The following is a 22,259-nucleotide window of genomic DNA, read 5'->3' on the forward strand; positions in this document are numbered from 1 at the left end:
GATAAGAAGCGATCGCCTCTTCCAATCTCCCTTCCTGCTTTAGTTTGTTTGCCGCGTCAAAATAGCTTACAGTCATTGCTTGTCTCCCGCTTTCCTCAAACGTTGTTAATCATACTGTGATTTGATACTAAGGTTTATGAATATATTCTAAAGACTGCTTCTCAATCTCATCCCAAAATTCGTCCACCCATTTGATCACACCCGCAATTCCATCCTTTAAAGAAATCTCTGAATTCCATCCCAGTTCAGTACGAGCCTTGGTTGAATCTATCACATAGGCAGCATCCTGTCCTAATCGTTCGGCAACAGTCTCCGTTGACTCAGCAAACGAGCGGTTCATCGCTTCGCAAATAGTTTGCACTACTTCCCGCACAGCATACCCCCTATCGGGCGACAAATGATAAATTTCCCCCACCTGCCCTTTTTCCATCACCGCTAATTCTCCCCTAGAAACATCGCGAATATGGATATAAGACTTGACAGCGTGCCCGCCGCCGTGCAACTGAATCGTTTTACCCAGCTTCAGGTAAATTGCCGATCGCGGAATAATTTTGAAGAGCTGCTGGTAAGCTCCATACACATTGGTAGCACGAACTGTCACCAAAGGAAACTGAAAATTTTTATAGTAAGTGGATAAAAGTAAATCCGCAGCAGCTTTAGAGGCGGCGTAGGGTGTCGAAGGATTCATCGGCGCAGATTCTAGCACATTCCCTTCACAAGTTCCATACACTTCTGGAGAAGAAATGTGAACATAGCGACCCAAGTATTTTTTGTCTTTCAAGTGATTAATTAGTTGAGCCAATGCTACTGTATTCGTTTGGAACCAGTGGTCAGGATTTCTCCAACTAGGAGCAACCTCACTTTGAGCAGCAAAATTGACAATATATTCCGGTGAAAAATCGTCAATCGCCTGCAAAATCTTGGCCATATCTCGGTTAAAATCCAGTTGATGAAACTGAAACCGAGGGTTTGTATGACGCAGATAGGGGAGAAAAAGTGGCCCTTTCTCTGGAGAACGACTTATACCTATAACTTCGTTTTGGTCGTCTTCCAGAAGTAAGTCAACGAAATCGCTTCCCGAAAAAGAATTGCTACCCAAAACTGCTATTTTACGTTGATTCATGTCTCCCCCTGATAATTTTATTTATATTTTTGCCGTTTTACAATGTAATTTTCCAATCTACTCAAAGTAGATAAAAGAGTGATCGCCACTATAGCCGCAATGCTTAAACCACCAATCCCACTCTTGGGGCGTATAGAAACTTTCGCACGTAAGCTGCCAATATAGTAGGTTAGCTTTTTCGGATTCGTTCCTATAAGACTCTACCACAATATATTTGTTCCCCTTGCTGACCCGTTCTATTTCCCGCAAAGCTTTGTCAAGTTCAAAACAATACAAATTGTGGAGCGTATTAATAGAAAACACCAACTTGAAACTATTATCTTCAAAGGGCAATTCAGTAGCGTTGCAGACCTTCAAAAAAGGGCGTACCTCTTCTTTGGCGTGGCTAACACCGTATTCGGAAATATCAATACCAGTTACTTCGATTCCCGGTACAGCTTGCGTGAAGTCGTAGAGTAAAAACGCCTTGCCGCAACCCACATCAAGAATCCGATCGCCCGGTTTTAAATTATAGTGTTGAGCGATCGCATCTGCAACAGCCCGCCAGCGACCATCATATTTATAGCCACCATAGCCAACTTTGCGATCGCCGTCCCAATAATCATAATCAAATTTTTTAGCAAGCTTAGCCGCCTCAGCCTTCGGGAATTCATTCACGCGCCCCAAATAATCGCGCTGAGTTTTTTTGTGAACTGCTGATAGGAAGTCAATATAAGCCATTTAAAATTCCCTGTTTTCTTTCAGGTATTGGAGAGCGCGACGCGCTTTTTGCAATTGTACAGCTTTGTGTACTTCCCGATCGGCAACTTGCCCAGCAAAACTTCGCCTTTGGCTACCGACTGGCAAAAAGTCATTAAGCAGAATACAACACCACTTGACTCGATAAACAGGCAATAAAATCGCCATCCGCTGTCGGTGTTGTTCGGGTTCTGACAACTCAGAAACAACCGCTTCAACAAACTTGGAGTAGTAATCTAGAGAAACAGGAACCGCCGGTTGGCAAAAAAAGTCAGAAACCATTTTACCCGGATCGTCCCACCCTGCATACTCAAAATCGAGAAAGCGTAATTGCCCAGAATTGCTCAATATAGCGTTGTGAAACCCAAAATCCGATGGAGACAAACACCGATCTAAAGATGCGATTTCTGCTTCTAACTTTAGACTCCACTGACTCGCTTGTTGCACAACCCGCGATCGCACTCGTTTCCACAATTCAAACAACTCGTTGTGGATAAATTCAACAGCACAGCGATCAATCTCGGAAGATGCTTCGACTGTTTGCAACCTGACAAGACGACGTTCCACGCATTGCAGATGTTCCTCAAGGGTAAAACAAGCTTCCGATGCCTTGGGTAGATTTTGAGCCTCTGTCAGTTGCTTATAACAGTTTATTTCCCGATAGAAATTAAGTGCTTGCTCAACCGTTTCTGCAGTAACTTCCTGCGGTTCTAGTCGCCGTCCGCGGACAAACTCATATAAACCTAAACCTTTTTGGCGATCGCACGCCAACGGTTGAGGTAAAGCCCGCACCCCATTGTCCCAAGCAAACTGCGAAAATGCAAATTCAGTACCCAAGCGGTCTCTGCGATCGCCTGGATGTTGAAAATAAACCTTCAACAAAAAACTTGAACCCTTTGCATCCACGCGGAAAACTCGGTTATTCCCGCCACCTGTCAGAGGATGAAGTTCCACCTCGCCAACCAACCCCGCGGCAGATACTAAATCACCGGCCGCTTGCTGAAGTTCTTCTAAACTCAGGGAAACAACTTCAGCCATCATAAAATCCAAGCCTCTATTTCCGACCAAGAGGAAGCGTAACGAAAGGGATGTCCGGTGAGATGGTGATTTTGGGGGTCAAAGAGGATGCGTTCGACTCCGGCCGGAAACCCCGACTCTCCCAAAAATTCGGGCAAGTCATCAATAAAATGAGTACATTGCTGCTTGGCAATCCGTTCCAGCTTTTCCTGCTTAGTAAGTTCAAAGTACACTTGGTCTGGGGACAAATTAATGCGATCCGGGTCGTAAAACCCTTGACTTTTCAACCATCCCTGTGCAGCTTCGTGCAAATCGTATTTGGGGCCCAGATAAGGGTAGCGCGTCTTGTGGCTGACAATGCAGACATTGACTCCATCCCGAACGCAACGGGTAAAAAATTCCAGTACGCCCGGAAACGGGTCAGCTTCTTTCATGCGATCGCCGTAAACGTAACCCTGCATTTGGGTCCAAGCATCTTCCTTCCCACATTGGCGCAAATAATCCCGCACTTGACCTTTACTCGCGGGAATTTCTGGGGGAATTAATCTTTGTTCGACCGCCACTCGGTGGAACAAGCCGTCATAACAAACAATTGTGTTGTCAAAATCAACTCCAATTAGCATTGCTCACTCCACACTCATATCGATCGTCGGTCTCATAGCTTCTAGAAAAAAGTTGTTGAGTTTTGGGTCTTCTGACTTGTGATAATAACCCCCCATTGGTGTCTTAGGTAAATTTAATACAACCTGTATCATTGTCTCAAAATCTTCTATCTCGCTTTTCTCTTGCAGTACCATTTCTTCCAAAGCTGCGTGTAACTCGCATCCAGCACCTAAAATCCGGTCGTATATTTCCAATCGGGGCTTGGTTTTCTGCGGCAACATAAACAGGCTAAATAGTATGATGCCCTCTAGTTGTGGCAGTTCTGTCAAGACATCGTAGAACATCATATAACATCCCGGCATGGCGTATTCAGTAGCACTGAGTTTATAATCTAAATTATGCCGTGTGGCGTAGTCGCGAACCACCAAGTTTTGCACGCGGTGTGGATAACTTATTCCCCGCACTGGGCGGCTGGTAATGTAACCGCGATACCCTAATTTTTGACTCAATTCTTCACTCATCAAACCCCCCAGGCATTGTAAATTTCATCCCTATTTTAGAGGCGGCACGCACGGCGATCGGGGCGAAATATTCCCCCAGACGTTTATCAGAGTAAGGTGTAAATAAACCTTTAAATCGAATATTCATAGACCATCTAGTTGTAGATTCTTGGTTAATTCGATTGCCGTGGACGATCGTAGGAGTAAATAGAACTACCTTACCGTAGGGAACTTCTAACCATTCAAGTTCTGGCTCGATCGCCTGATAAAGACTTTCTGTTCCTGCCCCAGAAAATTCCTGTACTCTTTCCCGCCATTTAGCATCAGCCTCAGGCGGCAAAATAAACATACTCTTTGTCCGATAGCAATCTACTAATGGAATCCATAATACTACTTCAAAAGGGGAACATTCCGAACCCCAACTATCAGAATGTAGGGGTAATAAAGAACTGTTGTCGCCGGGAAGTTGAATGCTTAAACCGATATTTCGCTGCATCACCAGTTCGTTGCCTACAATGGTTTTTACTAGGGAACGAGCGCAAGAGAAATATGCTTCCCGAAACCAAGGTTCGGCCATTAAACCTGATATGATATGAAGCCGAAAAGAGTTGAGTTTTTTGACTGGTACTAGAGAAACAATATCATCTAAAAACTCTCCGGTATCAGTCGGATATGGCACTCCCAAAAAATTAGTTGCTAAATCTACCGTTTTGTTTCGGATTCGCTCCAGCGCAGAGAGATTTTCGCAGGGCTGGACTATATAGCCATTTTGAATGAAAGCAGCACTTAAGTCTGTTTCTATTTTTTCCAAGAAGTCCATATCTGTTTATCGTTGGTTTTTTATGCTTTCACCTGCTGAGGCGCGATCGCCCGATACATCTCGAAGGTTTTGTCTGCGATCGCTTCTGGGGTGAGACCAAAATACTCGCGGGCATACTCTTGTTCTCCCGCTGCGTGCAGGAACTTGTCTGCAACTCCAATTCGCAACAGGCGAGCTTTTTGATGGTCGCGATCGCTCAACCACTCAGCCACAGCCCCTCCGAGTCCGCCCATGATACTGTGTTCTTCAACCGTCGCCACTACCCAAAACTGCGAGAAAGCCTGAGCTAGCAATTCTCGATCCAAAGGTTTAACAGTGTGGAAGCTAACAACTTGAGCTGAAACTCCCTGTTTGCTGAGTTCGTCTGCTGCTTGCAACACATTCGGTAGCAGATTTCCGGTACTCAGCAAGCAAACGTCACTTCCCCGTCGCATCACGATTCCTTTGCCAATTTCAAAGTCAGGCATCCCCTGATGAACGAGCGGCTCACCTTTCTTTCCCATGCGAATATAAGCTGGGCCATTCTGTTGCAAACAAGCTCGCATAGCCGCTCGTACCTCCCAAGCATCACCCGCACAGATCACAGTCATGTTTGGCAGCATTCGCAGTAAAGCAATATCTTCACAAGAATGATGAGTTGCCCCATTCCCGGCATAGGACAAACCAGCCCCAACTCCCACAATAATCACTGGAACATTGTGATAACAAACATCAACCCTAATTTGTTCAAAACAGCGAGTAGTTGTAAACGGCGTAATCGTGTAAGTAATGGGTCGAAGTCCGCACATTGCCATACCAGCAGCCACGCTCATCATGTTCGCTTCGGCAACTCCACAGTTATAAAACCGTTCGGGAAAGCGAGCTTTATATTTATCAAAAAGCCGATTGCCAATATCGCCAGATAACAAAACAACTCGATCGTCTTCCGCCGCGATTTCGCTCAGTTCCGCCGCAAATTCATTTCTCATACAAGTTGGAGTTCCACTTTAGCTTTTTCAACTTCTTCAGCAGTCGGAACGCGGTAATGCCAATTGTTGTCATCTTCCATAAAAGAAACGCCTTTTCCTTTCACAGTATGGGCAACAATAGCAACGGGTTTCCCACTACCATCTGGCACGTTACGCAAGGTATCGACCAATGCTTTCATGTCGTGACCGTCTAATTCGTAGGTACTCCATCCGAAAGCTTCCCATTTTTGTTTGAGAGGATGAAGGGCCATTATTTCGTTGCTACGACCCGTAGCTTGCCACTTATTGTAATCAATGATGGCAACTAAATTATCTAGTTTTTGAGCAGGAGCAAACATCGCTGCTTCCCACACAGAACCTTCATTGCATTCGCCGTCACTCATTGTGACAAACACGCGATAAGAGCGTTTCTGAATGCGACTTGCCAGGGCCATTCCTATGCCTACGGACAATCCGTGTCCCAGAGAACCCGTTGCTACTTCTACCCCAGGCACGCATTTCACGCTAGGGTGTTCTGGCAAGTTGCTACCCGGTTCAGCATAGCTATCGAGTAAATCTTGCGGGAAAAATCCGGCTTCTGCGAGAGTGGCGTAAAGCGTTGTTGCTGCGTGTCCTTTACTGAGAATAAAGCGATCGCGATCGGGATTTTCTGAATCCTTGGGATCGATTTTCAAACTTCCCCAGTAAGCTGCTACTAAAAGATCGGTACAGGATAGGGAAGAACCTAAATGGGCAGTGCGAGCTTTGTGGGACAGTTCTACAATTTTGCCCCGAATTTTTCGGGCAGTGGCTTCAAGCTCTGGAATATTCATCTTTATTTTAAACTCAGTCCTTGCATCGTCTTAATATTGTAATAAAGGCTATCTGTCATCGGATTAGGAATCAAATTAGCCTTAAACGCCTTCACCAAATCCTGCACAGCATCTTCAATCGTATGCTGTGGCACAAACCCAAGTTCCTTCTTAATCTTCTCCGATGAAATGTGATAAGAGCGGTGGTCGTTGGTCGGCGTGGTAATTATTTCCACTGTTTCTCCTACCACATTTCGCACCATTTGAGCAATTTGCATCACAGTATGATTTTCATAACCCGCGTTGAAAATCTTACCATCAATCGCATCATCAGACCACTGGAGGGACTTGATATAAAGGTCTGTCATATCCTCGATGTGAATATTTGGTCGCTTTTGTTCGCCACCAAACACGGTAATCTTACCATTATTAACCGCGTGGTTAGTGAGGATATTTACTGTTAAATCCAGCCGCAATCTGGGTGAGTAACCGCACACCGTCGCCGGCCGGAGAATTAAGGTAACAAACCCCGGTTCCCGCTTGGCCAGCAACACATCCTCGCACATTGCTTTATACTTGGAATAATCTGTTAACGGTTGCAATGGGAGTTCTTCGTTAACATTTTCGGTTTCTTTAATGCCGTACACGCTTGAAGAGGAAGCATATATAAACCGCTTGACACCGCTATCTTTGGCAACATCTACTAAGTCAACAAAAGCATCGTAGTTAATCGACTTACCTAGGTCGGGATCTAATTCAAAACTGGGATCGTTGGAAATGCAAGCTAGATGGATAACAGCATCACATCCGGGTAGAATTTTTTCTAGCAGTGGGCGATCGCGAATATCTCCCTTAATCTCTTCTAACCCCGGATGGTCTTTGACTGCGGATAGAACATCTGCTCCATAAATGTACAAATCCACAACCTTAACTCGATAACCAGCTTGAAGTAGTTTAGGAACTAGAACAGCCCCCACATAACCGGCTCCACCTGTGACTAAAACTTGTTGCATTTGATTCACCCTACATTTCTCAATTATTTTGACTTGGGTTAATAGACCTCTATAAAAACTGTTATGGGGTAGGCATCTTGCCTTCCCTAAACTTTATTTTTACCCATGTCTAATATATTAATCATCCCACTAAAGGTGTTACATTTAACATTTTTGACCGCGTAAAATTCTTCCTGTTTTGGATAAAATCACTAATTTCTGCCATTGACGAAATTACCGTTATTCGATCGTAAAACGGAGATTTAGACAAATCTTGCTGTTCCTGTATTCCATAGCCAGTTTTCACCAGAAAAGCTTTCATCCCTAACTGCAAACCAGGCTCTAAATCCCTGAGTCTATCCCCGATCGCCCAGCACCGCGTCGGGTCTAAACTGTGGTCGGCTATCGCTTGCAGAAATAACCCAGGCGACGGCTTGCGACACTCACAAACGTAACTATACTGGATAACTTCACCTTTCGGGTGATGGGGACAGTAATAAAAATCGGCGATCGCCCCTGAAGCCACTTCAGCATCCCGTCGCATTTGATCGTTAACTGCCTCCACTGCCTCCACTGGGAAATAACCCCTAGCTACTCCCGATTGATTAGTCAGCACCAATACTGAGATGTCCCGAGTATTCAGGAATTTTAGCGCTTCGAGCACTCCCGGAATCCACTCAATTTGGTCGGGGTGGCTAAGGAAGTGGCTATCTTCAATTAGAGTGCCATCGCGATCGCACAAAATTGCTTGAGGCTTGCTTAAAGATGGCATCTCTATACCTTTAAAACTGTGGTAGCAAATTTCAACAACCGAGCTTTTTCTACAGGTTCAGCATTGCCAAGAGTATTAGCTGAAATCGCCCCAGCCAAATTTCCCAGCAGCGAACCAACTGCGATCGGTAATTCCAACTTCGCACTCAAGCTAGCCAGAGCAAAAAAAGCATCACCCGCCCCTATTGTATCCTTTACTGCCAGCGTCATTGCTGGACTCAAATCTTCTTCTCCTTTAGCATTAATTCCCAACGCTCCCGCAGAACCTAAAGTGAGCCATCCTTGCTGAGCATCTAGATGTTGGAACAACCCTTGAAGCAGATAATTGTGGTCTCCGTAACGGCTAGAAAACGCTAAACGTAGTTCTTGTTCGTCCAAGCAAAAAACATCTGCTCTGCGGTACTTAGTAATTAAGTTATAGCCGTAATTTGCACTATTCGTTTGGCAGTTCAAAGCCAAAAATGGAGCTTCATTTTGAACCAAATCCATGAGTTCAGCATCCAGCAATCCATGTCCGTAATCTGCAACCACCACCATGTCATAATCCCGAATCGTTTTCCGCAAACGATCTAACAACTTTTGTCGCTGATTGGGCGCCGGCCCTTCTTCTTGCAGCTCATTAATAGAAAACAGCTTGGTGTAATTATCCCTCATTCCCTGCCGCTCAATGTAACGGCGTTTGGTGACTGTAGCTGCACCATTTTCATATTGTAAATCTAGCCGAATACCGCCATTTATATTATTCAAAATCAAGCTGTGAATGTCTGGCTCATTCCCCACCACACCAGCCACAGTTACAGAGTCTACAAAACTAGCAATGTGGCGGGCAATAGCCAAAGAACCTCCTAAATGCTGCTCTTTTTTCAAAAAGCGAGTCGAAATAACTCTGCCCTTAGAAGTCAAACCCTGCACTGTACAGTGAACAAATTCATCAATAATTACGTCCCCCAAGACTAAGACTTTGAGCTTTTGCATCGCATCAACGCCCTTGCGAATTGCTTCAAAAGGGTATTGCTGGCTTAATTGGATGGCATAGCTTTTGATATGGGGTGGCAACACATCCGTGTAGTTATTGAGCAGCTTTGTTGAGCTAAAAACAATCTCGCCTGTATAGCGAATTTCTCCGCCGTAAGCTTTGACTCGATCGGCTTCACGGTCAATATTTTTAGTAACATCTTGACTGTGGTCAGCATATTCGTGACCTTTGCAGTAAAAACTTGGCTGAACTCGATCGAGTACATCTAAAGCTGTGGCAACAGGAGCCAATAGCACGTAGTCTACGCAAGCTAAAGAAGCAATCGAATAAAGTCGCAAATCGTCCGTAAAAATCGGTCTTCCAGGGCCTCGGTTGACGTAATGAGCTGCGGTAATTGAAACTACCAATACATCTCCCAAAGCTTTGGCTTCTTGCAAGTGGGCAATGTGACCGGGGTGAAGCAGGTCAAACACCCCATGACAGAGCACTATCTTATGGTTCTGCTCTCGAACCTTAGCAAGTACCTCTTTACAAGTTTCAAAATCAAGATATTTTTCTGTGTTCTTTGTCAGCATCTTTGAACTAAATGGTGTAATTTCCAACTCTGACGGGCTTGCCACCATACAACACGGGAGAATCCCCATTTTTGTAACTATACCAGGTGATGTTCGCGATGGCGCATCTACAAACTTGCGTTAAAAAAGATGAACGGACTTTTTTCACCCAAACCGGAGCAGATTTCACTTTTGCGACGCTATTCTTGAACAGTTTTAAGAGTCCAGCTACAAACAGACGATGCTCTCAAGGAGAATGGGTGTGTGCGCTGAGCTTCCCGGTGGCTATTTTAAACACTAGACTCTCGCTTAAGCCTAGTGTTCCCGCCACCTGAGCCTAGATCCGCCCTACCCTAGTTTTAACAGCAAGGACACGCCTCATCAATTCTTTCCATTCGAGGGAATTGCTCAGGGAGTCCGTATCGAGATACTCGCCTTTTTCTAAGGAAAAGCGACCAAAATTTTCCAACCAGTTCACAATAGTTTCTGTCGGTGAGAAAGGCGTACAATTCAAAGATTTCTGTAGAGAATGAGACATCCCAGCCCTATCGTGGTTGCGATAAGCATACCAGGCTTCCCATACTAGAACGCCGTACTGCACTGGATTATTTTCATCTGGATTTTTGAGGGCGTTTTCCTGAAAACGCCCTCTCTCTAATTGCCCCGCAGTTTTGTGCAGTTGTGACTGCGACTGTTCCAATTCTTGCCGAGTTTGATGGTGTTCGGCTTGGGATAATTCCAATTTTTGCCGAGTCGAGTGCAGTTGCGACTGGGACTGTTCCAATTCCTGCTGAGCTTGATAGTGTGCGGCTTGGGATAGTTCCAATTCTTGCCGAATCGAGTGGAGTTGCGACTGCGACTGTTCCAATTCTTGCCGAGTTTGATGGTGTTCGGATTGGGATAGTTCCAATTCTTGCTGAGTCGAGTGCAGTTGAGACTGTGACTGTTCCAATTCTTGCTGAGTTTGATGGTGTTCGGATTGGGATAGTTCCAATTCTTGCTGAGTTTGATGATATTGGGCTTGGAGTAGTTCTAATTCTCCCTGAATTTGATGCAGTTGAATTTGTATTAATTCGCAATCTTCCTGAGCCTGATACATTTGCGACTCAAACCGATCGCGATCTTCCTGACTTTGATATAGTTGAGCTTGGGTTAATTCCAACTCTCCCTGAGTTTTGTACAGTTGTGACTCGGATATTTCCAACTCACTTCTAGTTTGATGTAGTTGGGGATGGACTTTTTCCAACTCTTCCTGAGCTTGATATAGTTGGGACTGAAATTGAGCGTACTCTTCCTGAGTTTTATATAGTTGAGCTTGCGCCAGTTCCAATTCTCCTTGAACAGGATAAATTTGACTTTGAACTATTTCTAACTCTTTATGACTTTGATTTAGTTCCGTCAAGGATTGTTCTAACTCTGCCTGAGTTTGATATAGTTGCGACTGCGACTGCGCCAACTCTCTCTGAATCTGATGAAGTTGGGCTTTGCAATTTTCAAACTCTCTCCGTTGTTCGTAAGTCATATTGTAATACAAATCGGTTGGTTCTAGGTTTAAGTTGAGATTAAATTCGCTTGAGACTTTGGTAAGTTCTATGACGGCAATTGCATTAGCTTGTGACCAAGGCCATCCGTATTCACTATCCCTAAGTTCTAAAGCATTTACTTCTTTCCAAAGCATATAGTGCTTTTCATCTACCGTTTCCCTATCTATCAGCTTTAAGTAGTTGGCGGATATAGCATCTTTCGGAATACCATATTTTTTCCATAAAACATCTAAATATTCTTGGCTAAATTGAATATACCATTCTGCATCTGTAAGTTTTCCAAAAGGAACGGTAATCAAGGCTTTTCCATCAATAGCCAGTAGATCGTAAATTTTAGCGATCGCCTTTAGGGGGCCTTCTAGATCGCGGTACTCTATCTGTTCCCCATAGCCTCCTGAAGGATCGTCTTTCTGCCCTACGTGCTCTACACTAGAAATTGATACTATTGCGTCATATTTTTCCGCTGATGGCAAGCTCATCAAATCTTGATTTTCTACACCTAGATCGACTTCAAATTTATCTACAATTCGTCTCGATCTGATCCCAATATTTTCGCTCAATGAGTTTTCGTAGTGGGAGAGCACGTTGCCAATTTCAAGAATTTTATGAGGATTCCTTAGATTAGCAATAAAGTCAAAGGCAATGGAAATTTCTACGGCTCTTTCTGTCGGGTTATTAAATTTTATCCGATTGTAATATAACTCTTTACCTTTAAAAGTAAAGGTTCTTGTCCACTTACTCATTTTTTCCTCTAAAAGCCAATTACAAGTTGTCCGGCGCGGGTTATGCTAAAAATCGGTAGTTGACAACGGAAGTATTAAATTTAACCCTTAACCTTTAATTATTACACATAGTAGTTTTTTATGCAAGCTACGGGATATTTGAATAATAGGGCTGGAGTCAGTTGCCCTCTTTTTATTCCTTGCTGATACTTTATAAACGCCATTATTTTAACGTAATCAAAAAAAATACCCCCCTGGGATTAGGGGGTTACGGCTAATCAGAAATTAATACTTCCTCTCCTGCGGCTCAAACATCGTAATCGCCACCGGCATATAAGCCAAATCAATCCCCGCCGGCGAATAATAGGCCATTGTATGCTTCAAGAAATTCCCATCATCGCGCTCAGTAAAATCTTCCCGCGAATGAGCTCCCCGACTTTCCTGTCGGTTCAAAGCAGAAGTTAAAATCATTTTTCCGACAATTATCAAACTCCGCAACTCCAAAGCTTCCACAATTTCCGTATTCCACAACTTGCCTTTATCGTCTAAGTAAACCTCCTCATATTGTCGCTCTAAATCCGCCAATTTCTTTAAACCTTCCTGCATCAATTCGGCGCTCCGAAATACGCCACAATACTCAGTCATAGTATCTTGATACTGCTGCCGAATTTGATTAATGCGGTATTTTCCGGGACGTTCTAAAAGTGCCTGAATTTGCTCTTTTGCTTCCGTAATATAACGCTGTTCGTCTACCGCAGGTAACTTGCGATTTTGTACGAATTGTGCTATGGTGGCGCCAGTAACTTTGCCGTAAACGACGCATTCTAAAAGCGAATTGCTGCCCAAACGGTTGGCACCGTGAACTGACACGCAAGCTGCTTCGCCGGCCGCAAAAAAACCGTCTACCAAACCCTCAGGACTGCTGCGAACTTGCCCGCTAACATTAGTAGGAATTCCCCCCATTGAATAGTGAACGGTAGGGCGCACGGGCATCGGCTGATTTACCGCATCAATTCCTAACAAACGGTGGGCTTCTTCCCAAGCAAAAGGAATTTTGCTCATAATTTTTTCGCGTCCCATGTGCCGCAAATCGAGGTAGATAAAGGGGCCGCCGGCACTACCATCAACATTAATCCCTCGACCGGCGCGAATTTCTATGGAAATTGACCGCGAAGTGATATCTCTGGGCGCTAATTCCATCCGCGACGGCGCATAATTCGCCATAAATCGATCGCCCTCTGAATTAATCAAATAAGCGCCTTCCCCCCGCACAGCCTCGGAAATCAACACTCCCACGGGATACAAACCCGTCGGGTGAAACTGCACGAATTCCATATCTTCCAGTGGCAATCCAGCTAAAGCCGTCATCGCCAAACCGTCTCCCGTCGAGGCGTAATCGTTCGACGTGGTATTGTAAACTCGGCCGTAACCCCCCGTGGCAAACATCACCGCCTTAGCACGGACAACCTCAATTTGACCGTCTAGAAGGCGGTACATAACTACCCCCTTGGCTTGGCCTTCTTCCAAAATCAGGCGCGTGACATACCACTCCTGATAGATGTGAACTCCGCAGCGGCGCAGATTATTGACTAATTCGTGGAGGATGGCGTGACCAGTTTTATCGGCGGCGTAGCAAGTGCGGCGGTGGGAATGTCCGCCGAAAGCGCGCTGGGCAATTCTGCCGTCTGGGAGGCGGGAGAAGAGGACTCCCATGTGTTCTAAATCTATGACTACACCGGGTGCTTCGCGGGTGAGGATTTCTACCGCGTCTTGGTCGGCTAAATAGTCTGAACCTTTTACTGTGTCAAAGGCGTGGGCTTTCCAACTGTCTTCGGGATCGACATTTTGGAGGCTGGAGGCCATGCCACCTTGGGCTGCGACGGAGTGCGATCGAATCGGGTGAGTTTTGGCGACGACAGCTACCTTTAAACTGGGGTCAGTCCGAGCAATTTCTACTGCGGCGCGGCAACCTGCTAAACCGCCGCCTACAATGATTACGTCGTGTTCTAGCATTTTTTTGAATTATTTTGAGTGTTCTGCTCAACTTATGGTGACGCAAAAAAAAACTTCCTACCAAAAGCGCAGGAAGTTTTTTAACTTTTGATTTGAATGGAAAATCAAAAGTTAAAATCTCAAATTGGACTAGCCGGCGCTTTCGATAGGCTGCTGAGTTGACTGATTTCCCGTTGCAGAAGGTTGAGTTTCCGTGCCGGGTTCTACGGCAAGCACTTCAATGTTATTTAGCAGAGTTGTAACGAAAGCAAACAGCAAGAAGGGCAGAGACAGCACTAAAATCAAGCCGACGGTAGCCAAAGCGAAGATTTGGCGGGCGCTACTCCACAAGGCCAGTGCCGACGCTAGACTTAGGAAGATGACTATCAGCCAAACAATGATTTGACCGTAAATGTCGCCAAAGGTGAGGGTACATTTAAGGCGATAGTTTTGGATGTTATTCATGTGATGCCTCGCGAGATTGCTATTACGACTTGTCCAAAAATACTTTGACAGTGCTTGACACTCCCCACGGCTGAAGCCGGGGGATTCTCCAAGACAAACTTGGAAGGGACAGGCAAAAGTCCCTCTAGACGCTCAAAACAACTACCAGTACCAGAGGTATTGCAATTGCGCTTACTTTTAAATTGTTTTCGCTTTCTAAGTCCATCACTTGCGCCAGATAGGTACGCTCCTCACCCTGCCATTATTCGCCCTTTAAGTATTCCGCATCAAAGGCGGATGTCTCCGTTGCCGGGATTTCTCCGTACTAGGATGATTCCTCACGTAGATGGTTATTCTTACTTGCTACTCAAATTATATCAAACACTGAAGGCGGTTGAAACCGCTACCGACTTATCCCCACGGCTGAAGCCGGGGGCTTGCGTCTCGTTTTCCGGTCAATGCCCACTGTAAATCTCTAAGTTTAGCTGCCGCAACTTGGTTTTGGGGTTGTGGTAAACATTCTCTAATAACTTGCCACAACACTTGATAAATTTTTGCTACTGACTGGGAAATTCTGCCGACACAGTTGGCGATCGCACTCGCCCGGCCTAGAAACCGAGTTTTTTACTGTTTTGGCGGGCCCATTAGAAGGAAACGCGCGAAACAACCAAGGTGATCGCCGCCCGTGGGTCCAGGATTACGAAACAAAGGCATCAGGGGAAAGTCTACTTTTTGAGAGAGCCCCGACTTGGTAAAGAAATGTTAAGCTGCATGAGAATCGAATGAACCTTTATAGCGTCCCACCTGTCTTTGGCCCATGTTTTCAGAGACCAAATTGCTGATTTCGCGCTGTTTCCTGGCTGGTTTGGGAACGCAGATGTTTCTGTACCGCGAAGACCGGATTCCCCAAGAGAGTCCGGTGCTGGTGGTGAGCAATCACCGCAGTTTCTTAGATCCTGTGCTGCTGACGGCGGCTTTGGGTCGATCGATCCGCTTTGCTTGTCATCATTACATGGGTCAAGTTCCGGTGATGAGGGAAGTGGTCACGACTTTCGGCGCTTTCCCCTTGGAAGCACCGGAGCACCGACAGCAGCATTTTTTCTCTCAAGCGACAGCGCTGCTGCAAGGCGGGGAGATGGTGGGGGTGTTTCCAGAGGGTGCAGAACCCATGGTGAAGCTTACTGGGCCCAATACTGTGGGGAAGTTTCAGCGGGGATTTGCTCATTTGGCTTTGCGGGCGCCGGTGCGGGATTTGGCGGTTTTGCCGGTGGCGATTAGTTCTTTTGAGGAACACTCAGTACGATCGGGTGTACCGCTCAAGTTGTTGAGTTTGTTTGATCCTTCGGAACCGCTGTTCGATCGATCAGGGTGGCATCCTGTGATAATTTATCAGCGAGTTAATGTTTTAATCGGCCGGCCTTACTGGATTACTGTCGATCGACAGCAGCAATATCGAGGCAAAAAAGCCAAAGCTGTTGTTGCTGAACTCACAAATCACTGTCAGGGGGAAATTGCAGAATTACTCCAACGAGGTTGTTTGTAAGTTTGTAAGTTTGTTGACTGTTGACTGTTGGCTGTTGACTGGTGTCAGATTTCCCATCTAAAATCTAAAATCTAAAATCGATTGACTTGAATCATGGCAAATGCTAACAACAAGGTTCGTTTCCTAACCCCCAAACCGCCGAAACCAGAGCGCCCTTTATTTGTATTTCTGCCCGGTATGGACGGGGGCGGTTTGCTGCTGCGGTCGCAAGTTCCTAAATTAGCTAATCATTTCGACATTCGCTGCTTAGCTATACCGGCTGACGACATGGCTAGTTGGGAGGTACTGGTTAGCGAAACAATTGCCTTAATTGAAGCAGAAAAGCAAGCGGGAAAGCCGAAGCGGCCGGTTTATCTGTGCGGCGAGTCATTTGGGGGCTGTTTAGCGATGAAAACTGTTTTAGAAGCTCCTCAATTGTGCGATCGATTAATTTTAGTCAATCCAGCTTCTTCATTCCGACAGCAGCCTTGGGTGCAGTGGGGATCGTATCTGACTCAGTGGCTGCCGGCCAACCTTTATCCGCTGTCGGTAATCGGACTCTTGCCGATATTAGCGTCCTTAGGAAAGATTGGGCGGGACGATCGGCGAGCTTTGCTAGAAGCGATGCAAGCAGTACCGCAAAATACCTCTGTGTGGAGATTGGCGTTAGTGCGATCGTTTAATGTTGATGAAAATCAGTTGCGTGGCATCAAACAGCCGACCCTAGTAATTGCTAGTGGTGCCGATCGGCTGCTGCCTTCCCTAGTAGAAGCGAAGCTTTTAGTCAAGGTAATTCCCAAAGCTGAAATGGTGCTGCTGGCTAACAGCGGTCATGCTTGTTTGTTAGAAACAGATGTTAACCTTTACGGGATTATGCAAGCTCGCAATTTTTTGACAAAATCCGAAGAAAATCTGTCATTAGTCAGCAGTCATTAGTCAATAGTCAATAGTCAATAGTCATTAGTCAGCAGTCATTAGTCAGCAGTCAATAGTCATTAGCTATGACTTCTCACTATTGAGTCAGTCGGGGCAAAATTAGATATTGGGCGAGCGGTAAAGTTCCTATCCAAATTAACCCGCCCTGACACTCATTAGTAACTGCCTAAATACAAGCAACTAATGACTAATAACTAATGACTAATGACTAATGACTAATGACTAATAACTAATTAAGATTTAGCCATTTTTGAGCGTTAAGCCGCTGGACTACGCCAAACACCATGAGGTCTAGAGTTACCTTGCGCTCGTCTATCAAAAAAGGCTCTAAAGTGCTGGTTTTGGTATTATTTTCAGCGCAGGAAAATGCTCTTTGACTTTGAATATTTTCTTGAGGAAAATACAGATTAAATTGGCGCTGACCTTCTTGGAATTTCCCAATTACCTGCCAGCAATCCCCGGCGGAACTCATGCCCGCAACGGGGAGTTTTTGCTTGGCAAAATTCACCTCTAAATCCTTAACGCCCTGCTTAGTCAAAGCAGTTTGCAAAGCGGGCAAATAATCTTGTTGAATAAATTCCGCAAAGGGCTTGTCTTCAACAGCAGGTGCTTTTTCCTTTTTAGCTTTAGCTGGGGGCTTGTCGCCTTCGGCCTTGGCTGGGGGCTTTTTAGCAGCCGCCTGGGGCTTGTCAGTGCTGGGCAAGTCGGTTGTCTCGGGTGCGTCGGAACTCGGGGCGTGCTCGAGCGAAGCAGTGGGAGTTTCGGATTCGCCAGCGGTAGGATTTTTCGGTTCTTCTGACATTAACGCTTCCTGTTAAAAGTGATCGGTAAAAGGAGTTGTGAGTGCAGGTGGGGGCGATCGACTCGATCAATCGCACATACTTTTTACCTTTAAACCAACCTGAGAGAATTGCTCCTTCCAAAAAATTTGAGCTCAAAACACTCTCAGGGCGATCGCCCGCAAACATCACAACTCCGATTATTATTCTAAATCTCAGCGACAGCTCGTTCAATCAAACGGCGGGCGAGAGTTTGAACACCGGTGTGTTCGTAGTAGTTGGTAGTCATATCGAGGAATGCGCCCACGTAGTCCACCTTGTCGGCAGAAACGTCTACAAAATTCTGCAAGTGGCCGAGTACGTTTTGGGGAGTCAAACCTCGATCGCTCACAAAAGAGCTCATCCAGCCAGAAACCGAGTTAAAGCTTTCGCCGATAAAGCCAAGCTGGCCGGCGGGAGAGCCCCCAGGAATCATGCCGCCGATCGACTTAAAGGCCGAATTATCTTGCAAATCGTTCGGGGAGAGCCTCTGAATCCAAGACTGAGTTGCGATGATAAAGTCCGGGCCCAGGGGAATCAAACCGTCAAAGCAAACCAAAGCGGCCATCCGCATCAGGGATTCGCCGCCGTAGTCGCCCAAGGAAGCAGCAAAATCGCCGATGCTGTCGCCAGGAATGCCGTTGATTTGGCAAAAAGCGAGCAACTCAGTGACTAACTTCAGAGAAAGGTCGATCGTTTGAGCTTTTTCCGGCTTGGGAGTGAGATTGCCCAGCAGGGACAAAAACGGCACATTTTGGGAGACTTTGTTAGCGAGGGCGGCAGTGCCCAAAGCCTTGTCGGCACTGTCAATAGTTTGGTAGAGCCAGAGAGCGCGCTGGTAGCCCTCTGATTTATCGTTGTAGAGGTAGATGGCGCGCTCGCCAATTTGCTGGATCAGTTCTTCGTCTGTTTCGCCAGTAACGGTGCGAATGGTATTTTCAAAGCCAACTAAATTGTTCCACTCGCCGGGAACCACAAAGTCAAGGGCTCGCAGGGCTTTGACAGTCATGTTGTCTTGAGGCAGTTGATCGACTAATTCAAAGACTGTTTTGCTCACAAAAAACTCCTTATGCTGGAACGAAAATCAAAGGTATTACTTTTGGCAGATGGCAAAAACTTCACACTCTCTTTGTGGCAAACTTAGTTTTGAGAGCGCCAGACTGGAGTCGGGCGCGGAGTTTGACAAGAGACATTGCTACTTGACGCGGGCGAGGCCGCCGAGGTTAAATTTTGACAGCCAAGCTTCGCGATCGCTGGCGGTAAAAGAGGGACTGCGCGATTGAACTTTCACCTGATAGCGATTTGCCACTAAAACAGCGGTACCATTAGCACCCTGATTAATAGCGGGATAGCCGCTGATTTGCTTGGTACTTTGCTGGAATTTTCCACCTGCGCTGGGGTTGGCGGCAATGTCGCTAATCGAGAGCACCGCGACATTTTTACCGTCTTTGTTCAACTTAGCTTCAGCAAAACCGGATTTTTCTTGAGCAAAAACGCGATCGAATCCACCGCCTGAAGACGGGAAGTATTTATTTAACTTACCACCTGCAACTGCCTTCTTGGGCAGGTTTTGATTACTAGCAGTTGATTTGTCAACAGTTGTCTGCTGTGCTTTACCAGGTTTTTGGGTACTTTCCTGCTGGGCTTTGTCCCAGCGGGAGGGGGCTTGAGTTTGACCGCAGGAAGTCACCAGCAGCAGTACCGAGATCAGGAATGGAGCTAAGATTCGGCGTGCGGGGGAAAATTGCATCGCTGTCTCCTCATTAGATAGGTTTCCATAACAATTGTGGCTCAGAATTTGGCAATTTGTGTGCCCGGAGCAGATAATTTGTCTTCTGTGTAAAAAAATCCTCTGCCTGCAGGCAGAGGATTTTTTGGCAATTACGAATTCTGAAGGAAGAAAACTGAAAGATTGCTTTCCAGATAAATTCTGGGGATGGGGGTAAAGAAAGTGACATACTCCTACACCAACTGATTACAGTATGGTGCAGGCTTCTCAGGGACTCCAGCTATTGCTTCGGACGTTAACTGAGCTTTAAGAACGGAATGCCCTACCGCTCTATTTTTAATCACGATAGCTGCATTGTGATCTCGGTCAAGACTACATCCACAATTCGGACAGTCGTGCCATCTTTCGTGCAGCTTTTTTGGTACTTTTTCACCGCAAGTAGAGCAATCTTGTGAAGTATTATGAGCGCTTACTGGAACTACCAACAAACCAGCATTTACGGCTTTATTTGTTAGAATCGACAGAAAGCTTGACCACCCAGCATCCAACACAGATTTAGCCAGCTTTGTACGAGCAAGTCCTTTAACATTCAAATCTTCAACTGCAATAACATCATATTTTTTCAAGAGAGCGTTGGCAGTTTTAAAATGAAAGTCTTTACGCTTGTCCGCTACTTTTTTATGGCACTTTCCTAGCTGCTTAACTGCTTTTTGCCTGCGGTTACTGCCTTTTTTGCGACGCGAGACTCGCTTTTGAATAGTTCGCAGGCGTTTTTGAGCTTTGCGGTAATGTTGAGGAATTGCCAGAGTCTCGTTTTCTGATGTTGTCAAAAACTCCTTCAGCCCCACATCAATTCCAACAATCTTTTGAGGATTGAAATCTGGTTTTATCTTAGGGACTGTTGAATCTTCCAAGCTGAGAGTCACATAGTAGCCATCAGCTTTTTTGGTGATAGAGACGGTTTTTATTTTGAATCCATCAGGTATCGAACGGTGTAAAACAACTTTAACTTTTCCGAGCATCGGCAAGTTGATTAAGTTATTTTGTAAGTAGCCGTCTTTAATTTGAGGATAAGTAAACGTGCGGTAACGACTGCGTGGTTTAAATCTCGGTCTACCACTACGCTTTCCGCTGCTATCGCCTTTTAAAAAACGATCAAACGTTACCTTGACTCGCTTAACTGCATCTTGGAGGACTTGAGAGTAAATCCCGGCATACCAAGGATGAGTTTTTTTGAGTTTAGGTAACGTCTTTTTCTGACTGTAGTAATCTGGATTGTCCCGCAGTTCAGGTAAGTAGCAAACTAGCGGACACGCATTGATGGGAGAACGGTTTTGTTCGTACCAATTAAATCGATCTGCCAACAAATAGTTGTACTGTGCACACAACATTGACAACCATCTATCAATCTCAGTGGCTTGCAACTTTGTTGGACGTAATCGATACTGGTAAGAAGTTCTCATTGCGTGGCAAATATTAAATTGCAGTCGCTACTTATCAATTAGTATTACTGTACTTGAATACGTTACTTGCTGTCAAGTTTATGAGTGAATATTTTATTCATACAATCAGAGAGGTTTCTATCCTCAAATGTTAATTTTTATTACCAAATCTCGACGGGCGACATAATTATGAAATGAGCAAAAAAGTGTATTGAAGGACAAAATAGACCCCTCGAATAAAGAGTTTGTTTATCTCGTCATCCACCCGCCCACCGCTCAAAACATAGTTTTCAATTGGTTGACGGGTGGAATCCACAGCGAAACCGCGCCTTTCATCCCACACTAATCGAAGCGATATAGTGTGGGGATTCCCGTCTGTTTAGCTAAGTTTTCCGATCGCCAGCAATCTCAAAACAATTTTTGCTGATTTTCCCTAGATTTATCTAGAAATTTCAGAGCAATTGTTCATCCATGGTCTTACTGCGGCTTTCCAACTTAGGTCTTACTGTAAGGGTAAGGATCAGGCGTCGCTTTCAATGTAGATAAACAACAAACCCATTACCACAACCGGCATTAACCATGTAATAACCGGAATCAAAATCCAAGGCAAGAAAGAAGCAGCGTAGGAACCTGTCATATCAAATTCTCCAGACTAAAGTTAGTGTGTTGCAACAGGGATATTTGGGAGTCGAGTCTAATTGTTGACTAAACCCCGGAAAATGGCATCAACGCCCTTAAAGTTTTCGAGTAAGAAGTAAGCAGCAAAGACGCCGCTCATCCCGCCAATGAAGAAACCAGCGGTTAACTGGCTCCACCCTTCAGCATTTCTGAGGGAATCGGGAGTCATCGGATTAACGCTAGGGTAGCTGGTGTTGTCTTGTTTGAAAGAGACTAAACCGTAAGCAGACATACCTAGTGTGCCGAGCAGAACTAAGACGAGGGCTGTATATAATCCGCCGAGATTAGCTGCTTCTGGATAGTCGCGGAGTGGTCCGAAGACGATTTCGGGGCCGACGAGGAAATAACCGTGTGCCAAACCAATTTCTAGACCTCGAACTAGGGGCGAGAGTCCTTTGCGGTAGATGGGCAAGTTGCCAATGAATGCTTTTGTGAAATCAGAAGCACTGATGGGAGTTGCTAGATGACCCGTGAAGGGGTCGCCGTTAAAGGGTTTAATAAGCTCTGCATCTCTGGGATCGGCCATATTCTCTTTTTCCTCGCAGTTTAAAAAGTTGAGGCGTTCAAGTCATATTTTAC

Annotated in this window: 22 protein-coding genes; 2 read left to right on the top strand and 20 right to left on the bottom strand. The window is 45.4% G+C overall.

All coding sequences use genetic code 11. The features are described from left to right. Window positions 1-127: 127 nt before the first annotated feature. From ACUVJL_RS21210 to ACUVJL_RS21275, 14 genes are all read right to left on the bottom strand, one after another. The gene (locus tag ACUVJL_RS21210) at window positions 128-1,123 is read right to left on the bottom strand and encodes a GDP-mannose 4,6-dehydratase (protein ID WP_445247641.1); all 996 of its coding nucleotides are present in this window, start codon (window positions 1,121-1,123) and stop codon (window positions 128-130) included. 57 nt (window positions 1,124-1,180) lie between these two features. Continuing rightward, window positions 1,181-1,843 (bottom strand): class I SAM-dependent methyltransferase, encoded by a 663-nt coding sequence (locus ACUVJL_RS21215; protein ID WP_445247642.1) that lies wholly within the window; start codon window positions 1,841-1,843, stop codon window positions 1,181-1,183. Next, window positions 1,844-2,902 carry an aminoglycoside phosphotransferase family protein gene (locus ACUVJL_RS21220; protein WP_445247643.1) on the bottom strand — a complete coding sequence of 353 codons (1,059 nt, stop codon included), beginning with the start codon at window positions 2,900-2,902 and terminating at the stop codon, window positions 1,844-1,846. It lies immediately after the preceding gene. Further along, on the bottom strand, window positions 2,899-3,501 hold the full coding sequence (locus ACUVJL_RS21225) for a hypothetical protein (RefSeq protein WP_445247644.1): 603 nt from the start codon (window positions 3,499-3,501) through the stop codon (window positions 2,899-2,901). The genes ACUVJL_RS21220 and ACUVJL_RS21225 overlap by 4 nt, the downstream gene beginning before the upstream one ends. 3 nt (window positions 3,502-3,504) lie before the next feature. Beyond that, the gene (locus tag ACUVJL_RS21230; protein WP_445247645.1) at window positions 3,505-4,002 is read right to left on the bottom strand and encodes an LIC12192 family sporadic carbohydrate cluster protein; all 498 of its coding nucleotides are present in this window, start codon (window positions 4,000-4,002) and stop codon (window positions 3,505-3,507) included. Continuing rightward, complete coding sequence (locus ACUVJL_RS21235) at window positions 3,995-4,801, bottom strand: sporadic carbohydrate cluster 2OG-Fe(II) oxygenase (RefSeq protein ID WP_445247646.1); 807 nt, start codon at window positions 4,799-4,801, stop codon at window positions 3,995-3,997. Before ACUVJL_RS21235 ends, ACUVJL_RS21230 begins: the two co-directional genes overlap by 8 nt. A 20-nt stretch (window positions 4,802-4,821) precedes the next feature. Then, window positions 4,822-5,769 carry a transketolase family protein gene (locus ACUVJL_RS21240; RefSeq protein WP_445247647.1) on the bottom strand — a complete coding sequence of 316 codons (948 nt, stop codon included), beginning with the start codon at window positions 5,767-5,769 and terminating at the stop codon, window positions 4,822-4,824. Continuing rightward, the gene (locus tag ACUVJL_RS21245; RefSeq protein ID WP_445247648.1) at window positions 5,766-6,581 is read right to left on the bottom strand and encodes a transketolase; all 816 of its coding nucleotides are present in this window, start codon (window positions 6,579-6,581) and stop codon (window positions 5,766-5,768) included. Before ACUVJL_RS21245 ends, ACUVJL_RS21240 begins: the two co-directional genes overlap by 4 nt. A gap of 2 nt (window positions 6,582-6,583) precedes the next feature. Then, window positions 6,584-7,573, bottom strand: a complete 990-nt coding sequence (locus ACUVJL_RS21250) for an NAD-dependent epimerase/dehydratase family protein (protein WP_445175260.1) — start codon at window positions 7,571-7,573, stop codon at window positions 6,584-6,586. Between the two features lie 121 nt (window positions 7,574-7,694). Further along, window positions 7,695-8,324 carry a D-glycero-alpha-D-manno-heptose-1,7-bisphosphate 7-phosphatase gene (locus ACUVJL_RS21255; RefSeq protein ID WP_445247649.1) on the bottom strand — a complete coding sequence of 210 codons (630 nt, stop codon included), beginning with the start codon at window positions 8,322-8,324 and terminating at the stop codon, window positions 7,695-7,697. Between the two features lie 2 nt (window positions 8,325-8,326). Then, complete coding sequence (locus tag ACUVJL_RS21260; protein WP_445247650.1) at window positions 8,327-9,874, bottom strand: PfkB family carbohydrate kinase; 1,548 nt, start codon at window positions 9,872-9,874, stop codon at window positions 8,327-8,329. A 316-nt stretch (window positions 9,875-10,190) separates the two neighbouring features. Then, window positions 10,191-12,140 carry a hypothetical protein gene (locus ACUVJL_RS21265; RefSeq protein ID WP_445247651.1) on the bottom strand — a complete coding sequence of 650 codons (1,950 nt, stop codon included), beginning with the start codon at window positions 12,138-12,140 and terminating at the stop codon, window positions 10,191-10,193. A gap of 264 nt (window positions 12,141-12,404) precedes the next feature. Further along, a complete protein-coding gene (locus ACUVJL_RS21270) occupies window positions 12,405-14,132 on the bottom strand; it encodes a succinate dehydrogenase/fumarate reductase flavoprotein subunit (RefSeq protein WP_445247652.1) in 1,728 nt (575 codons plus the stop codon). A 129-nt stretch (window positions 14,133-14,261) separates the two neighbouring features. Further along, complete coding sequence (locus ACUVJL_RS21275) at window positions 14,262-14,576, bottom strand: hypothetical protein (protein WP_333104558.1); 315 nt, start codon at window positions 14,574-14,576, stop codon at window positions 14,262-14,264. Window positions 14,577-15,372: 796 nt separating this feature from the next. Between ACUVJL_RS21275 and ACUVJL_RS21280 the strand changes: the two genes are divergently transcribed. Both ACUVJL_RS21280 and ACUVJL_RS21285 read left to right on the top strand, forming a co-directional pair. Beyond that, window positions 15,373-16,098: a lysophospholipid acyltransferase family protein gene (locus tag ACUVJL_RS21280; RefSeq protein ID WP_445247653.1), complete on the top strand. Its 726-nt coding sequence runs from the start codon at window positions 15,373-15,375 to the stop codon at window positions 16,096-16,098. A 93-nt stretch (window positions 16,099-16,191) separates the two neighbouring features. Beyond that, on the top strand, window positions 16,192-17,013 hold the full coding sequence (locus ACUVJL_RS21285; protein WP_445247654.1) for an alpha/beta fold hydrolase: 822 nt from the start codon (window positions 16,192-16,194) through the stop codon (window positions 17,011-17,013). A 229-nt stretch (window positions 17,014-17,242) separates the two neighbouring features. On the opposite strand, the gene ACUVJL_RS21290 is transcribed toward ACUVJL_RS21285, so the two are convergent. The 6 genes from ACUVJL_RS21290 to ACUVJL_RS21315 form a co-directional block, all read right to left on the bottom strand. Next, a complete protein-coding gene (locus ACUVJL_RS21290) occupies window positions 17,243-17,815 on the bottom strand; it encodes a DUF2996 domain-containing protein (protein ID WP_445247655.1) in 573 nt (190 codons plus the stop codon). A gap of 185 nt (window positions 17,816-18,000) precedes the next feature. After that, window positions 18,001-18,888 (bottom strand): hypothetical protein, encoded by an 888-nt coding sequence (locus ACUVJL_RS21295; RefSeq protein ID WP_445247656.1) that lies wholly within the window; start codon window positions 18,886-18,888, stop codon window positions 18,001-18,003. A 138-nt stretch (window positions 18,889-19,026) separates the two neighbouring features. Beyond that, the gene (locus tag ACUVJL_RS21300) at window positions 19,027-19,581 is read right to left on the bottom strand and encodes a hypothetical protein (protein ID WP_445247657.1); all 555 of its coding nucleotides are present in this window, start codon (window positions 19,579-19,581) and stop codon (window positions 19,027-19,029) included. A 212-nt stretch (window positions 19,582-19,793) separates the two neighbouring features. Continuing rightward, window positions 19,794-21,023 carry an RNA-guided endonuclease InsQ/TnpB family protein gene (locus ACUVJL_RS21305; protein WP_445247658.1) on the bottom strand — a complete coding sequence of 410 codons (1,230 nt, stop codon included), beginning with the start codon at window positions 21,021-21,023 and terminating at the stop codon, window positions 19,794-19,796. Between the two features lie 499 nt (window positions 21,024-21,522). Next, window positions 21,523-21,639, bottom strand: a complete 117-nt coding sequence (locus ACUVJL_RS21310) for a photosystem I reaction center subunit VIII (RefSeq protein WP_015174678.1) — start codon at window positions 21,637-21,639, stop codon at window positions 21,523-21,525. A 57-nt stretch (window positions 21,640-21,696) separates the two neighbouring features. Then, complete coding sequence (locus ACUVJL_RS21315; RefSeq protein ID WP_445247659.1) at window positions 21,697-22,206, bottom strand: photosystem I reaction center protein subunit XI; 510 nt, start codon at window positions 22,204-22,206, stop codon at window positions 21,697-21,699. Window positions 22,207-22,259: the final 53 nt, after the last annotated feature.

Source organism: Microcoleus sp. OTE_8_concoct_300 (assembly GCF_031383065.1).
Taxonomy (GTDB): Bacteria; Cyanobacteriota; Cyanobacteriia; order Cyanobacteriales; family Microcoleaceae; genus Microcoleus.